This is a genomic window from Nodosilinea sp. LEGE 07088 (assembly GCF_015207395.1).
GTDB lineage: Bacteria > Cyanobacteriota > Cyanobacteriia > Phormidesmidales > Phormidesmidaceae > Nodosilinea.
The window spans coordinates 1-15,812 of the sequence record NZ_JADEWX010000017.1 but is presented as its reverse complement, the minus strand read 5'-3'; the positions used below and the strand labels follow the sequence as shown (position 1 = coordinate 15,812).

Here is a 15,812-nt window from a genome sequence, read left to right as displayed (position 1 = left end):
TGCAGTGAAAAGGTCGCTAAGCTGTGGCTTAAACTCGGCAATTTTTTAGCAGTCAGATTACGCTGAGAAAGAACCCCCATTTACGCTGGGCAAGCCGCCCCCTCACGTGCAGAACCTATGGCTTCCATCCTTGACCCGCCGATCTTGACCAAGGTTGCCAAGATGAAGGAGCGTATCCGCTGGCAGCATCCGGCTTTAGCGGCACGCAATATCGATCAGACCCGGTTGATTTTGGACGATGGCCGTAGCCGCGAGAGAGAATTTTCGTTCTTAGTGATTGGCGACAGCGGCTCAGGACCGCACACCGATCACCATCCTCAGCGGCGCATTGCCGAGCAAATGGTGCCCCATCTAGATGACTGCCGCTTTTTGCTGCATACCGGCGATGTGGTGTATCAGGTAGGCTCTAGTGAGCAATACCCCGAAAATTTCATCAAACCCTATCGAGAGTGGCTGGTGGGGGGCGATCGCCCCGAGCAGATCGCCTTTGACGAGATGCTGTTTCGGTTCCCCTTTTTGGCGGTGCCCGGCAACCACGACTACTACAACTTGCCTAGGTTGTATAGTGCTCTGGTACAAGTTACCCAACCGATCCGCAAGTTGCTGGGGTTCAATCTAAACCCCAACGTGGGCTGCCGTGGATCTGGGGTAGGCGATGCCTATGCCCGAGCGTTTTTGGATTATCTCAAGGGGCTACCCAACGACCAGATTGCCACGCACCTAGACCGCTACTACGGCCCCTGGAATGAGCACACCTGGGGGTTACACTACCGGCCCAGCCAGTTTACCCGCCTGCCGAATCGCTACTACACTTTTCGCTACGGCGACATTGATTTCTTTGCCCTTGATAGCAGCACCTTTAATGACCCCGCTCTATCGCCCCAGATGATTGCCGACCCGGCCTATCGCCAGCACCTCGCAGCCAAACGAGCCGAGGTTTTGCACCAGCAACAAGAGGTTCGAGAAGAGGCTCTACGTCTACAACACACCGACCCCCATGCGCAGGAACGCCTAGACGATCTCCAGGCGAAGGCAGAACAACTGGAAGAAATACTGCTGGATATCGATAAGCAGGTGCATCCTGGGCCGACGGCGCTGGTCGATACAGAGCAGCTACTGTGGCTACGGGACGGGTTAATTGCCTCCTGGCAAGACAAGTCGGTGCGGGGGCGCATTCTCTTCTTTCACCATCCGCCCTACGTCACGGAGGTGACCAAGTGGGCCCAGGGGCAGACCCTAGCTATTCGTCAAAATCTGCGTTGGGTACTCGACCAGGTGGCCGCGGCAATACCTGACATCGGCACCGATCGCCCGCCGGTAAACCTGGTGTTAAACGGCCATGCCCATTGCTTTGAATATCTCAAGACCGAATCTACTGGCTACGCCGACAGCCATATGAATTGGGTAGTCTGCGGCGGCAGCGGCCTGAGCCTGCGGCGACAGCGACCGGAGGGGACAATGCTCTACGAACCGCTGGGAGCTAATGCTGACGGTAAGGAGGCATTTAAGCTGGTAGCCAAATCGCAGCTGTATCTGGGCCTGACCGGCCACAAAACCGAGCGCCAGCGGCCCTATTCGTTTGTGCGTATTGATGTCACCGCCGATGAGTCACCTCAGTTTATTGTCACTCCCCACATTTCGGAGCGATCGCACCAGAGCTGGCAAGACTATGCTCTAGATCCGCTAGTACTGAGCTAAGAGGAATCATACCGATGGTAGGGAGCGAACGGCCAACAGAGATTCTGCGGTTCTGGTTTGGCGATCCTGAGGATAGACAGGGGGAGTATGGCCAGCAGCGACAGGTGTGGTTTAAGAAAGACCCGGCTTTTGATGACACCATTCGGCGGCTGTTTTTAGCGGATGTTGACCGGGCGGCAGCTGGTGAGTTAGCCGCCTGGCACCAGCATCCGAGATCATGCCTGGCGCTGGTGCTGTTGCTTGACCAGCTGCCGCGCAATCTGTTTCGGGGTGAGGCGCGCAGCTTTGCTAGCGACGGTGCCGCCCGAGACACCGCCAACCACGCCCTGGCGAAGGGCTATGACCAGCAGGTATTGCCGGTAGAGCGCTTGTTTTTTTACCTGCCGCTGGAGCACAGCGAGCATTTGGCAGATCAGGATCGCTGTGTGGATCTGGTGCGATCGCTCCACGACACCCATCCTGGGTTTGAGTCACCCCTTGACTATGCTCTGCGTCACCGCGAGGTGATTCAGCGGTTTGGCCGCTTCCCCCATCGTAACGAAATCTTGGGCCGCGAGACAACGCCGGAGGAGGCGGAGTTTTTGCGGCAGCCGGGGTCGCGGTTTTAATCAATTTTGGAGTTTGGATTTTGGATTTTGGCGGGATGAGCGGCACTGTCATGGGAGGCTTCTGGATGTAACAGATGCCCCAATCCGAAATCGCCAATCACCAATCCAAAATTCCCCTAGCCTCCTAGCCGATAGCCTTTGCCATAGACCGTATGAATGATCGGCGGCGTGCCTTTGGGCTCGATCTTGCGACGCAGCAGGCGCATTTGGGCGGCGACCACGTTGCTGCTGGGGGCCTCTTGGTCATCCCAAACGCCTTGGTAAATTTGCTCGTGGGTCAGGAGCTGGTTGGGGTGGCGCAGCAGGTAGGCCAGCAATCGGGTTTCTTTGTCGGAGAGTTCCACGGGCTGGCCCTGGCGGTGGGCGAGCTGGTTGGCTTCATCGAGGGTGAGGTCGTCGTAGGTGAGGCGGGGCGGCGGAGCGGGTTCCAGATTGGGCGATCGCCGCAGCAGGGCCCGCACCCGCGCCAGCAACTCCCGCAGCTCGAAGGGTTTGACCAGGTAGTCGTCGGCCCCGGCGTCGAGGCCATCGACGCGATCGTTGAGGGTGTCTTTGGCGGTGAGAAAGAGGACTGGGGTGCTATCTTGGCGCGATCGCACCTGCCGACAGATCTCTAGCCCACTCAGCCCCGGCAGCATCCAGTCGAGAATCAGCAGGTCATAGCCGCCCTGGCCCGCTAGGTCACGGCCTGCTTCTCCATCGGTGGCGACATCCACGTCATAGCCTTCCCGCTTGAGGAGCCGACTCAGCGGGTCGGCAAGTTCCACTTCGTCATCAACGAGCAAAATCTTCATGGGGAAGAGGGGGTGGGTTTCAGCTCCAGGGATCGTCTGTCAGCAAGGTTTGTAGGTCTGGGCTAAAGGGATAGGCCGTGGGGAAGGTGCTGGTAGGATAAGCTGCGATCGCTTCCGCTAAAGCATCCTGATAGATCTCCTCAAGCACCGCTTCAAAATAGCCTTTGAGGCTAGGCGATTGTTTAAGTAACCGCTTCAGAGCATTGCGCTGCTCCAAAATAGTCAATTGCCAACCGCGATAATCATCGGGTAAGTCTACGTGGCAACGCTTGAGTAAATGAACCAGCAAAACGCTCAGACGGCTCTCTAGCTCTCGCTTGGCAGATTTGCCCAAGTCTTCAATCTCCTCTATCAGTCCGTTCCAATCGAGGTGCTCAGTGTCTCTGCGTTTTAGGCAGGCGACCGTAGCCTCGACCCAGCGGACAAAATCCTCATCGTAGAGCTGTGGTAGGGGTGTTTGCAGCGGAGTCTTGGGCATAGCACCAAGGTTTGAGAGAATTGTTCCTCTAGTGTAAGCCACGCCAAATTGGGTGTCGCCATCACAAACAGTCACCTATGGCCTGCTCCAAAATGGCCAGGCCTTCGTCTAGTTCGGCGGTGGTCACCGTTAGCGGTGGGGCGATCCGCCAGACGCTGCCCATGCCGGGCAGGGCGGTAATATTCATGCTCAGGCCCAGCTCTAGGCAGCGGCGGGTGATGGCGGCTCCGGTTTCGGGGTCGGGTTCGCGGCTCTGGCGATCTTTAACCAGCTCTACCCCCAGCAGCAGCCCGCGCCCGCGCACGTCGCCAATGATTTCATAGCGATCCTTCAGCTTCAGCAATCCGGTCTTGAGGTAAGTGCCCATGGCCGCTGCTTGCTCCACAAGGTTTTGGCGGGTCAACACCCGCAGCACCGCCAGCCCCACTTCGGCGGGCATCGGGTCAGACACATGGGAGGTGTAGTAGATAAACTCCTTCTCGTAGCAGTCGGACTCGATCGCATCGCTGGTGACCATCGCCGCCAGGGGCAGGCCACCCCCCAGGGTCTTCGACAGGGTGAGTATATCGGGCACCATGCCCAGTTGTTCAAAGGCAAAGAAGCTGCCCAGACGACCAAAGGCGGTTTGAGCTTCGTCCAAAATCAGCACCATGCCCCGCTCCTGGCAATACTGCTGCAACCGCTGAAAGTAGCCCTCGGGAGGCACTACTACCCCGCCAGCACTGAGTACCGGCTCGGCAATGACGGCAGCATAGGCCCCCACCGACTGGCTATCCACTAGCTCCAACCCCACCTCCAGGCAGGTCATGTCGCACTGGTCTTGGCAGTGGCGAATCGGGCAGCGATAGCAGTTGGGCGTGGGCAGCGCCAGGTTGCCGGGAATGGTGGGGCCGTAGCCCTTTCTGGCTGACACAAAGGTGCTGGCGCTGGCCCCGGCGGTCATACCGTGCCAGGAGGCGCTCAGGCCCACCACCTCAAAGCCGCCGGTGTGCAGCTTGGCCATGCGCAGGGCGGCCTCGTTGACCTCGCTGCCGGTGTTGAGAAACAGCGCCTTTTGTAGGGTAGGCGGCAAGCGCTGACAAAGGGCATCTGCTAAGTCCACCACCGCCGGAGACAGCATACCGCTGAACAGGTGCAGCACGGTTTCACAGGCTTTGTGGATGGCCTGCACCACATCGGGGTGGTTGTGGCCCAGAGTGGCGCACATTTGCCCAGAGGTAAAGTCAAGAATTTTGTGGCCCTGGCGATCGTACAGGTAGCTGCCCCGCGCTCGCTCAATCAGCATGGGCGCGAAGCTACCGCCGTAGCGCACCAGGTGATGCTCGACAATGTCCCACATTTCTTCATCTGAGGGGCCATTGCCCGCAGGGTTATGGTCTGGGGAACCGTTGGTGGCTGAGCCTGCATGGGCAGTCGCAGAGCTAGCGGTGACGCCGAGGGGATGAGCAGTATCGGGCATGGGTAGACCTGTAGGAGAAGGCGATTTCCATTAGATTAGGGGTAATGCTCGGCTGCACCAAGCGCCTCGCCGTGAGCCAGGGCGATCCCGGATTGCAGTCTCCATTAATTGGCCCAATCTTTGGCCCGGCCCACGGCCTTCGTCCACATCGCAAAGTTTTCCTGGGCTTCGCTTTGGCCAGCACCGGGTTCAAAGACGCGATCGATGGGGCGGCTGTCGACCAGGGTGCGGTAGTCATTCCAGAAACCAACCGCCAGGCCCGCGGCAAAGGCAGCGCCCTGGGCGGTGACGTCGAGCACCTGGGGCCGTTCGATGGGAATGCCCAGCACGTCGGCCTGGAACTGCATGAGAAAGTCGTTATTGCAGGCCCCGCCGTCAACCTTGAGCTGGCGGATGGGGGTACCGCCATCCTGGTTGACGGCATCGACGACTTCTTTGACTTCGTAAGCGATCGCCTCCAGCACCGCCCGCACCAGGTGATCGCGGTGGGCACCGCGCGTCAACCCCAGAAACGCACCACGGGCGCTCATATCCCAGTGGGGAGCCCCAAGGCCGCTGAGGGCGGGCACAAAATAGACACCCCCGTTATCGGCGACGTTTTGGGCCAAAATTTCGGTTTCAGCGGCGCTGGAGATCACCTGTAAGCCATCGCGCAGCCACTGAATGCAGGCCCCAGCGGTAAACATACTGCCCTCGATCGCATAGCCGATCTGGGGATGCTTGGCATCGCCATTGGCCTGGGACCAGGCCACGGTGGAGAGCAGCTGATGCTGCGATCGCACCACCTCATTGCCGGTGTGCGACACCAGAAACGCCCCGGTGCCGTAGGTGCATTTGAGCAGGCCGGGGCGATCGCAGCCGTGGCCGTAGAGCGCCGCCTGCTGATCGCCAAAGATCGCCGTGATCGGGATTTCGACCCCTAAAATCGCCGGATCGGTGTGGCCAAACAAGCCCACGCTGGGCTTAATCGTCGGCATCATGTGAGGCGGAATGTTGAACATCTCCAGCAGGCTGTCATCCCACTGACCACTGGCGATGTTGAGCAACATGGTGCGGCTGGCATTGCTGTGGTCGGTGGCGTGCACCTGCCGCCCGGTCAGGTTCCACAGCACCCAGCTATCGACGGTGCCCGCCAGCACCTGGTCAAAGTCGATCGGCGGGTCAGCTTCTTTTTTGGCCTGCTCCAGCAGCCAGGTCAGCTTAGTGGCCGAGAAGTAGGCATCGAGCACTAAGCCAGTGCGATCATAGATTTCCTCGGCCTTACCCGCCGCTCTCAATTGGTTACAGAGGGGGGCGGTGCGCCGGTCTTGCCAGACGATAGCGTTGGCCAGGGGACGACCGGTGCTGCTGTCCCACAGCAGACAGGTTTCGCGCTGTACGGTTAGGCCAATGGCGGCAATGTCGGTGGGTTTGAGCCCGGCTTTAGAAATAGCCGACCCCATGGCCCATTCGATCTCAGTCCAAATTTCGCGGGCATCGTGCTCGACCCAACTCGGCTGCGGATAGTACTGGGTGAGTTCTCGATAGGCCTGACCTGCGATCGCACCGCCGCGATCAAAAATAATCGCGCGGTTGCCGGTGGTGCCCAGATCCAGGGCCATGACGTAGTTAGCGGTCATTGTATCGGTATGCTTGCAGCGCCAAGACTGTAACAAATTATGCCAAATTCATCCCTGGTCTTTAGACAGATTTTTACAACTCGACATGCTTCCTCTGCATTCCACGGGGCTTGTTTCAAGTCCCTTCGGCCTAGCCCACTCCAAAGTTCGGTATCCCCCTCCCCCGATAGTCAGACTCTTGTGAAACAATTTTGGAAGATTCAACGGGATACTACCCCCTGCTGTTGTGCGTAATTAAAGGCTTGCTCCCTTGAAACAAGGACTCTGGATACCCCTGAAATGGCTTCTGGCCACGGTGTTCGCGGTGGTGATCATGGTGACAACGGCGATCGCCCCGCCCGCCTATGCCCAGTCGGCGGCCACCGCTGCGATCGCCAATGAGAGCTTTGTCGCCGCCGCCGTGCGCCAGGTTGGCCCGGCAGTTGTCCGCATCGACACCGAGAAAACCATCACTCGCCAGGCCCGCGATCCGTTCTACGACGATCCCTTTCTGCGGGATTTCTTCGGTGCCATACCCCGCCAGCCCCAGGAAGAACTGCTGCGGGGCCAGGGTTCAGGGTTCATCATTGACGACACCGGCAACATTCTCACCAACGCCCACGTGGTCAACGGGGCCGATCGGGTCGTGGTCACCCTCAAGGATGGCCGCAATTTTGAGGCCGTTGTCGAAGGGGTAGACGACGTGACTGACCTGGCCGTGGTCAAAATCGAAGACGATGCCGAAGATGACGCCCTGCCGGTAGCAACCCTGGGCAACTCCGACCAGGTAGAAGTGGGCGATTGGGCGATCGCCGTGGGCAACCCCCTCGGCCTCGACAACACCGTTACCCTAGGGATTGTCAGCACCCTGAAGCGCACCAGCAGCTCCGTGGGCATTCCCGGCAAGCGGCTGGAGTTTATTCAGACCGATGCCGCCATCAACCCCGGCAACTCGGGCGGGCCACTGGTCAACCAGCGGGGCGAGGTGATTGGCATCAACACCGCCATTCGGGCCGACGCCATGGGCATTGGCTTTGCCATTCCGATCAACAAGGCCAAAGAGGTCAAAGACCGGCTCTCGCGGGGCGAAACCGTTGCCCACCCCTACATCGGTGTGCAAATTGCCAACCTCACCCCCGAGCAGGCCAAGCGCAGCAACGCCGACATCAACTCTGGGATGTATCTGCCCGAGATCGACGGGGTGCTGATCATCCGCGTGCTGGAGGGCACCCCCGCCGCCGATGCCGGGCTGCGTCGTGGCGATGTGATTGTGCAGGCCGGGGGTGCGCCGGTGCGCAGTGCCGATGAGCTGCAAATCGTGGTTGAGAATACCAAGATTGGCGATGCGCTAGAGCTTCAGGTACAGCGGGGCGATCGCCCCATGACCCTCAAGGTCAAAACCGCCGAACTCCATGAGCAGTCTGGCTAACCCACCCCTACCCCTCCCAGGGGGGGAAATGCAAACTCTCAAATCCAAAATTCTTTTTCTAGGAGATTCCCATGAACACCACCGAAGACACCGGCACCCGTAAACTTCTCTCTGCCCTCAGCCACGGCTCTATTTTTTTTAACACGCTGATACTGGCCGTCGGCGTTCCCATCGCCATTCTGCTGATTTCAAAAGACTCCCTAATCAAAGAAAGCGCTAAAGAAGCGATCAACTTTCACATCAATATGTGGTTTTGGTGGACTGTAGCCGGCATTTTGGCCTGGGTGCTGATCGGCATTCCGCTTTTGGTGGTGCTGGGGATTGTGAATTTCATCATGCCGATCGTCGCCATTTTCTACAGCCTCACCCAGCCCAATAGCGTGTTCCGCTATCCGCTGATTTTGCGGCTGTTCTAGGGCACCGATACGGTATTCAAATAGCAGGCTCCACTTTAGTCCCTGGTCACTCTGGTGCCCTAGCTCTGCCTGGGCACCCTAACTTGCGGCTCTGCCGCTCATGCTAGGCGGCAGAGCCGACGATGAGCATTCCCACGCAGAGCGTGGGCACGAGGGAATATCAAAAAAAGCCCCCAGAACGTTTAGCATTCTGGGGGCTTTTTGCAGGGTTGGTCTGGACGGTATAGCTATCGCCAGATCGGTTAAGACATTCTACATAGCACTCTGGAGCGATTGCTATACAGCCATTGCGCTGCCCCAGGTTTTGCCAGTGGTAGTGCCCCCTGTCCTAAGCGCAATGGCCATCGCTATATTAGGCGGCGCGGCGGCGGGGGCGCTTGCGCTCAGACTTTTTCTTGTAGCCGACGGCCTGGGCTTCATCGCTGTCAGGGCCAAAGTGGCCGCGTACGGCGGCTTTCATGGCCATGACGGCGTTGTGAAATTCCCACTCGGCCAGGCGGGCTTTGTCGGCGGCAGCTTTGGCCTTGGCCAACAGCTCGGTCTCTTGCTGCTGCAGGGCCTGCATGGTTTGCAGGGCGGCTTGCAGAAACTCGGGGCTGGCCTCGGGGCGGGCGGCGGGGAAGCTGGGGACGGCCCCGGTGCCTTCAAACGACTCAATATCTTGCAGAATGTAGCGGCTGGGCAGGCGGCGGCTGGTATCAACAATGGCCATAGAGGCACTCCTATAAAGAACAAAATTAACGGTTCTGACGGGTTGGCAACAGTGGGGGATTGGTTTGGCGATCAGCCTCGGAGTCGCATCGGCGGCTCTGGGTTCAGCGGGGCATTGCGTTGCTGTGATTAGAATTGCCCGGTGAGGTTGCGAACGCGACAAATGCTTTAACGGGTTGGCAAACATGCGTCAAATGGCTTAGAACCCTGGCGATGCAGACGCAGATAACCCATGAGATTGAACAGAGGTGCCGTGCAGCAGGACAACGCTACACAGCTGTGCCACTATGCTTCGCATCGCTGCGCGAACGCTACACAGCTGTGCCAGTAAAGCGGATCGCGGGGTCGATCTTTTTGATCGCGGGGTCGATATGCTTTACAGCTGTGCCACTTTGCTACACAGCTGTGCCAGTAAAGCGGATCGCGGGGTCGATCTTTTTGATCGCGGGGTCGATATGCTTTACAGCTGTGCCGCTTTACTACACAGCTGTGCCAGTAAAGCGGATCGCGGGGTCAATATGCTTCACAGCGGCCTCGGGGTTTTATACGAAATCCGTATTGAGAAACCCTTGATTCAGAACAGACCTGTAGGGTGGGCACCGCCCACCTTCCACCTCCCGCTCCTATCGGAGATTTGATGGGGAGGGTTTGGTTGTGGGTGAATGAGTAAGGTGGTGGGCAATGCCCACCCTACGTTTTGACTTATGGCGATTCCAGGACGGATACTCGTTCCGAGTCGGGTTCCGAACGCTGCGCGAGTCGCCGCCCCCGACAGTCATAGATAGACCATCGGGAGCGGGCGATGTTACTCAATCAGCACGGTTTTGGTGAGAATCGCCATCCAGGTTTGGGGCTCGCCAGGTTGCCCCGGCTCGGGGCTGGTGGGCGGTGCGGGGATGGGGTCGCTCCAGTCGTTGGGGTCGGCGTAGCCGAGGGCGTGGAGGATTTTAATGGTGCGGTCTATGGCGGCGAGGCTGCCGTAGAGCATGTGGCGCACTTTCTCGGGGTTTAGGGACCGGGTTCCTTTGATATTTGCGCCAGACCTGGGCGGTAGCGGCAGGGACCCGGTCCCTGGGCTCCCTTGGTCGTCGCTGGTGTCGGGTTCGAGATGGTCAAACATCGTTTCTGTCTCCAATTGCGTTTGCAGTGAGCAAGCCCTGCCTGCAAGTCCCCTCCTGGGAGGGGCAGGGGTGGGTTCAACTGCGACCAGCGACTGACATGCCGCAAGCAACACGCTCATCGCCAAGACAGACCCACCCCGCCCTGCGGGCACCCCTCCAGTGGAGGGGAAGGGCGAGGAAGACAGAACGCGAAAACCCTAGCCACCCGCAGTTGAAGTGCAAACTGAGGGGGCTAGGGTACCATGACCTTAGCCTCGCAATCTGCCGGTCAGAATCGCGGGGTTAGCTGTCTGTCGGTGTTCCCGCACTTTCAGACAGCGCTAAAGTTTTCGAGTTCTGTGGAATCGCCGCACATTGCTGAGCGGCTTAACGATAGAGAATAGTGGTACAAAAGCTCCCCGTCAACCGTGGTGCGTAACGAAAGCGTAAAGGGAGTTTGAGAAACCTCCGCCGACTTCAAGCGGGTAGTTATACTGAATTTTTATACCTAATCACCCATACCAGGATCTTAGGCCGACGATTTTCCACCTCAATATCCGTATGGCGTGGTTAGGCTGACAGATTTCCAGCTAGGCACCTATATAGAGATCTCGAGCAAAAAGCTTTCCTCTAAAAATGAGTTATACCTCAATTAAATTTAGAAACTGAGAAGACAAAATGACAAGATTATTTCCAAAAGGATCTGAATGGAGAAAGTGGGACTTACATATTCATACTCCTGCATCTTTTCACTGGGAAGACGGCAAGCGCTTCTGCAAAATGGCAACCTCAGAAAAGAATGACGTGTTGCGGCGTCTTTTAGAAAAAATTAATCAATCTGGCGCTGAAGTCTTCGGCATCATGGACTACTGGACTTTTGATGGCTACTTTGAGTTAATCCAGTTCTTACAAGACAACCCAGATGTAGAGTGCCATAAAACTATCTTGCCGGGCATGGAGTTGAGGGTTGAAGCTCCAGTTGATTTTCGACTTAACATTCATGTTCTTTTATCAAACCAGCTAACGAAGCAAAACCTTCTGGACTTTAAATCCTCACTGCTAATACGTATAGGAACTAATACACGTCCTCTATCGGACGAAGCATTAGTCGAATTCGCAAGAACATTAGATACTAGTAAGGCTCGTCACCACGGATACAGCGATCATTTAAAAGATGAAGAGAAATGCTTGGAGTTAGGAAGTAAAACCGCCGAAATTACTCGTGACTGCTTAAAGGATGCTCAATCAAAATTACCGGAAGGATCTTGTCTCATTATTTTACCATACGATACATCGGATGGGCTACTTAAGTTAAATTGGAAGACTCATCCTCAGGCTGACAACTACTTTATGCAATCCGCACATATTTTTGAGACAAGAGATTTTGACAATATAGATCTCTTTCTGGGAAGAGAAACAGATAAAAATCGAGAACATATAGAAAATTTTCTTAAGACAATGGGTGGAAAGCCGAAACCGATTGTTTCTGGCAGTGATGCACATAAAATTTCTAATTATGGTGTTTATCCGAGCGACAAAGCCACTTGGATAAAAAGTGACCCAACTTTTGATGGACTGAAGTATACAGTTTATGATCCATCAGAAAGAGTATGCATTTCTCCTAACCATCCTGCCTTAGAGTTTCCTAAACCTTTCTTCAATAAGATTGAAATAAAAGAATCTCCCATCTTTCCAAGCTCACCTGACAAGAAAATAAAATTTACCGCTACTCAACTAGAACTTAACAACGGACTAATTGCCATTATTGGTGGCAGAGGCACAGGTAAAAGTATATTGCTGGATGCTATTGCTAAAACGTTTAATAAACCTAAAAATGAGGACAGAGTTGGAGAGATTTCGATGCGAGGGGACTTTTCTGTAGAATATTCAAAAAATACAGGTGAAACCCAGACATTTGAGATCGGCGGCGACTCTGAAGTTATATACTTGCATGTACACCAGAGAGAAGTACAAGAAATTGTAAAAGATCCAGAGTTTTTAAGTAACGCAATCTTGGAAATGCTCGGAGCCTCGGCATCTCTTGAGAATTCCTCAGAAGAAGATATAGACAAAGTATTATGCGAGATCAAGGATTGTAAAGAATGGCTAGAAGAGCATGATAAGGATAAGAGCGAAGCCACTATTAAACGTCGCACCCAGTTAATATCAACAATTACAACCGAAAGAAACAAACAACTTATTGAAGAGTACGTCAAGAACACTTCATCGATTAAAGCTGGAGAAAGGCGTATTTCTAGGTTAAATTCTCTTCAAGCCAGGCTAAATGAAGTTGCCAAAGAAGTAAACGACGAAGTTAAAGCTGTTAATAGTGATTTAGGGGGAGAGAATCCTATTCCTTCTGTAAGTTTTGAGTCGCAATTAGAGGCCATTCGAGTAGCTGTTTCCTCATTGAACTCAAGCACCGAACAATGGAAAATTAATAACACCAACATTCAAGAAAGCTTAGCAAGTGAGCAAATTGAAGGTGATCCTGTCACTTTATTGCAAAAAGTAAATGAGTACCGCTCCGAAATAGAAAGGGAGGAAGAGATTCTACGTCAAATAGGCCAACACGAAAATCAACTAAAGTCCTTGATAGAGAAAAGAGACTCATTTGTCGATCAACTAAATATTGAGCTTGACAGTCAGGTTGCTCACATTAACGAAAAATGGAATGAAAAATCACAAGGAAAGCCAGAATGGAATCCAGCCCAAATACAGTTAACTAAAGATCTCCTACAACCGATTAGTATTTGCGGAGAAATATACTTTAATGTCGATGAATTTTATCGTCAAGTAGAAACGTGCTTAAATCTCAGAAAGTTTAGAAGTAAACAGCAGTCATCTTCCTCATCTCGAATTAGAAGCACTATTGGAGTTCATGGGTATGAAGACTACAAAAAATTGATTGCAAATTTACCCATACTGAAATTAGATCAAACAGATGGAGAATTGTTAACACTAGACGTTTTTTTGGAACAGGATTTATTTAATACAAATGGAAATGACGACTTTCTGGAGTTGCTCTTCTCAAAGTCGAAGAGACAGCAATACTTAAAGGTCTTGGCCAAAATAAAATATGATAATAAGATTCCAGGAGAGTTGTCAATAGGGCAAAGAGGAACACTATACTTATGCTTGAAGCTTGCCACAGAATCATTTTTTGATCCTATCATTATTGACCAACCAGAAGATGATCTTGACAATGATTTTATCATGACGAATCTTGTCCCAATATTCTCAAAAATCAAGAAATATCGTCAAGTCATTATAGTGACACACAATGCCAACTTAGTGATAAATGCCGATGCAGAACAAGTGATTGTTGCAGATAATAATTCGGAAGAGTTGTCATACATTAGCGGTTCTCTTGAGAACTCAGTCATTAGAGGAAAAATATGTGATGTCCTTGAAGGGGGTAGAGAAGCATTTATCAAGAGAGAGCAAAAATATGGATTAAGGAGGGCATAACAAGTCGTTGCGGCAGCAGGCCAAAGGTGATTGCCGGAAACACTGGGGTTATCTACTGCCTCTGAACTCAATCGTTATGCGACACAGGCTTAAATTGAAGATGAGTTTGACAAACGCAGCGTATTCTGACCAATATCACTGACATGAAATTCAAGAACAGAAACTTGCGTGCAATAGCAGAAATGGTGATAGGCGATGTCCAATATTTTCCATATCGCTCTAGTAGTTACATCACTCAGTTTTTTGAAGAATGCGACTTGGATTTTGTTCATGATGGCTCAACTCGCTGGTGGTGGACTCAAGAACGGCTGTCGGAGTTGCTGGAAGAGCCACAACCAGCTGCTCATGCCTTACCAGAACGTTTTGTGCATGTCTTAAGAGTATTGATGCATAAAGCTGATGCAGAGGAAGAAGATCCAGATCGTTCGCTCGCCCTCGAAGCTTTAAATAAACCATTATCTCGAGAGGGTTACGAGGCCCTCTATGGGGATGATGATCTACTGTATATACGTCACATTGGAACAAAAACCATATCTACTGCTCTTAACCCTCACCGACCGTTTACGCCGAAGGAGATTGAGAAAAGAGAACTTCTTATAGATTACTTAAATAAATGTTCTGAAGATGAACTAATCGAAGAAATTCTGCTCCCGTTATTTCGACAGTTAGGATATCACCGAATTACGGCCGCGGGGCACAAAGATAAAGCGCTTGAATACGGTAAGGACGTATGGATGAAATTCATCCTCCCGACACAACATGTTCTCTACTTCGGTCTCCAAGCCAAAAAAGGCAAACTTGATTCTTCAGGTGTTACTAAATCAGGTAATGCAAATGTAGCTGAGATTTACAACCAAGTAGTTATGATGTTAGGACATGAAATTTTTGACCCCGAAATTGGAAAACGAGTTCTTGTTGATCATGGCTTTATTGTTGCCGGGGGAGAAATTACCAAAGCAGCACGAAACTGGCTAGGGAATCAGCTTGACGCCTCAAAGCGTAGTCAAATTCTCTTTATGGATAGAGAGGATATTTTGAATCTTTATGTTGTTGCAAACTTACCACTTCCACTGGGAGCAAATTCCCAAACTTTTCTTGAGGAAGATGGATTATCCTTTTAGTTACTCTTGTATAGGGGATATTAATATTATGCGTGAAAAACCTAGTGAAGCGGATTGGTGAAAGTCTTTTGGCGTTACCCAAAAGCGCTGGCAACCGCTGGCCAGGAACATTATCTTCCGCTCCATCTACAGCGTTTCTTGATCCCATAAGGTACAACACAAGCCCTGGAACCCTTGCCATATAGGGATCTCAGATTTGAATCTGTACCTCATCCATCCGGGAACCGCTGTAAATGAATGAAGGGCGATCGCATATCCCCTGTAAGTCACGTCAACGAAGGAAACCCAACAATCTCAAAAGGATTTTATTACTAATCCAGAAGACAATCGATCGTAACCACAGTACCGCAGGTTGGTGGCCCGCCAGCGGAATCCAACACAGCCTATGCTGGCGTTGGGTTTCACTCCATTTCACCCAGCCTACCCTTTACTGCCAAAGGGGCAGATCTCCCCAGATAAGACCGTGAACTGTCAATGCGCAACCGCGACATTTACCGTATTCCCTGAACCAAAAGACTTCGTTGTGTTGTGCCAACTCGCCCCAGAGACTCAGCCTTCTATGACTTTCGAGCATTGGGATGGCAGGTTCTCCCACAGGGGACTTTCACCCCATTAGTTCACGCCCATGCTGGGCGTACACACGCTGCACTCGACCCTTGGCAGGTTGCCTGTCGTATCAAAATCACCTGTGGCGGGTGAGCTTCACCGTTGGCCTACTTGATTCTTGGTGGGAAAGGGTACTTGACGCTTAACTGATTGTTAGATGACCAAGGGGGCATGGCTCTTCCGGATCCAGGGTGGTAATTGTATAATGAGTTACGTTTAGGGGGATTGACATCATGGACTTTCACCTAGATACGCTGCTTAATTTTCCTAATGCAACCGTCGAGCAGTGCATTCAGGAGGCCGGAGAGATATTTCTGACATTG

12 protein-coding genes are annotated in these 15,812 nt (G+C 53.1%); 6 read left to right on the top strand and 6 right to left on the bottom strand.

Annotated elements, in window-relative coordinates; all coding sequences use genetic code 11:
• The first annotated feature begins 117 nt into the window (after positions 1 to 117).
• Together IQ254_RS06600 and IQ254_RS06595 are read left to right on the top strand one after the other, a co-directional pair.
• Entirely contained in the window at positions 118 to 1,698 is a 1,581-nt protein-coding gene (locus tag IQ254_RS06600) for a metallophosphoesterase (protein ID WP_193965380.1), read from the top strand.
• Between the two features lie 14 nt (positions 1,699 to 1,712).
• A complete protein-coding gene (locus tag IQ254_RS06595) occupies positions 1,713 to 2,306 on the top strand; it encodes a DUF924 family protein (RefSeq protein WP_193965379.1) in 594 nt (197 codons plus the stop codon).
• A 116-nt stretch (positions 2,307 to 2,422) separates the two neighbouring features.
• Here IQ254_RS06595 and rppA read toward each other — a convergent pair whose 3' ends face one another.
• The 4 genes from rppA to glpK form a co-directional block, all read right to left on the bottom strand.
• Positions 2,423 to 3,100 (bottom strand): two-component system response regulator RppA, encoded by a 678-nt coding sequence (rppA, locus tag IQ254_RS06590; RefSeq protein ID WP_193965378.1) that lies wholly within the window; start codon positions 3,098 to 3,100, stop codon positions 2,423 to 2,425.
• A gap of 19 nt (positions 3,101 to 3,119) precedes the next feature.
• Positions 3,120 to 3,578: a DUF29 domain-containing protein gene (locus IQ254_RS06585; RefSeq protein WP_193965377.1), complete on the bottom strand. Its 459-nt coding sequence runs from the start codon at positions 3,576 to 3,578 to the stop codon at positions 3,120 to 3,122.
• Positions 3,579 to 3,639: 61 nt separating this feature from the next.
• On the bottom strand, positions 3,640 to 5,037 hold the full coding sequence (locus IQ254_RS06580) for an aspartate aminotransferase family protein (RefSeq protein WP_193965376.1): 1,398 nt from the start codon (positions 5,035 to 5,037) through the stop codon (positions 3,640 to 3,642).
• 104 nt (positions 5,038 to 5,141) lie between these two features.
• Entirely contained in the window at positions 5,142 to 6,656 is a 1,515-nt protein-coding gene (gene glpK, locus IQ254_RS06575) for a glycerol kinase GlpK (RefSeq protein ID WP_193965375.1), read from the bottom strand.
• 250 nt (positions 6,657 to 6,906) lie between these two features.
• On the opposite strand from glpK, the gene IQ254_RS06570 reads away from it, so the two are divergent.
• A complete protein-coding gene (locus IQ254_RS06570; protein WP_278000304.1) occupies positions 6,907 to 8,064 on the top strand; it encodes an HhoA/HhoB/HtrA family serine endopeptidase in 1,158 nt (385 codons plus the stop codon).
• Between the two features lie 71 nt (positions 8,065 to 8,135).
• A complete protein-coding gene (locus IQ254_RS06565) occupies positions 8,136 to 8,480 on the top strand; it encodes a DUF4870 domain-containing protein (RefSeq protein ID WP_193965374.1) in 345 nt (114 codons plus the stop codon).
• 352 nt (positions 8,481 to 8,832) lie between these two features.
• Here IQ254_RS06565 and IQ254_RS06560 read toward each other — a convergent pair whose 3' ends face one another.
• Together IQ254_RS06560 and IQ254_RS06555 are read right to left on the bottom strand one after the other, a co-directional pair.
• Positions 8,833 to 9,192 (bottom strand): hypothetical protein, encoded by a 360-nt coding sequence (locus tag IQ254_RS06560; RefSeq protein ID WP_193965373.1) that lies wholly within the window; start codon positions 9,190 to 9,192, stop codon positions 8,833 to 8,835.
• An 804-nt stretch (positions 9,193 to 9,996) separates the two neighbouring features.
• The gene (locus tag IQ254_RS06555) at positions 9,997 to 10,311 is read right to left on the bottom strand and encodes a hypothetical protein (protein WP_193965372.1); all 315 of its coding nucleotides are present in this window, start codon (positions 10,309 to 10,311) and stop codon (positions 9,997 to 9,999) included.
• Positions 10,312 to 10,969: 658 nt separating this feature from the next.
• Between IQ254_RS06555 and IQ254_RS06550 the strand changes: the two genes are divergently transcribed.
• Together IQ254_RS06550 and IQ254_RS06545 are read left to right on the top strand one after the other, a co-directional pair.
• Positions 10,970 to 13,762 carry a TrlF family AAA-like ATPase gene (locus IQ254_RS06550; protein ID WP_193965371.1) on the top strand — a complete coding sequence of 931 codons (2,793 nt, stop codon included), beginning with the start codon at positions 10,970 to 10,972 and terminating at the stop codon, positions 13,760 to 13,762.
• Between the two features lie 143 nt (positions 13,763 to 13,905).
• Positions 13,906 to 14,883: a hypothetical protein gene (locus IQ254_RS06545; protein ID WP_193965370.1), complete on the top strand. Its 978-nt coding sequence runs from the start codon at positions 13,906 to 13,908 to the stop codon at positions 14,881 to 14,883.
• Positions 14,884 to 15,812 lie beyond the last annotated feature (929 nt).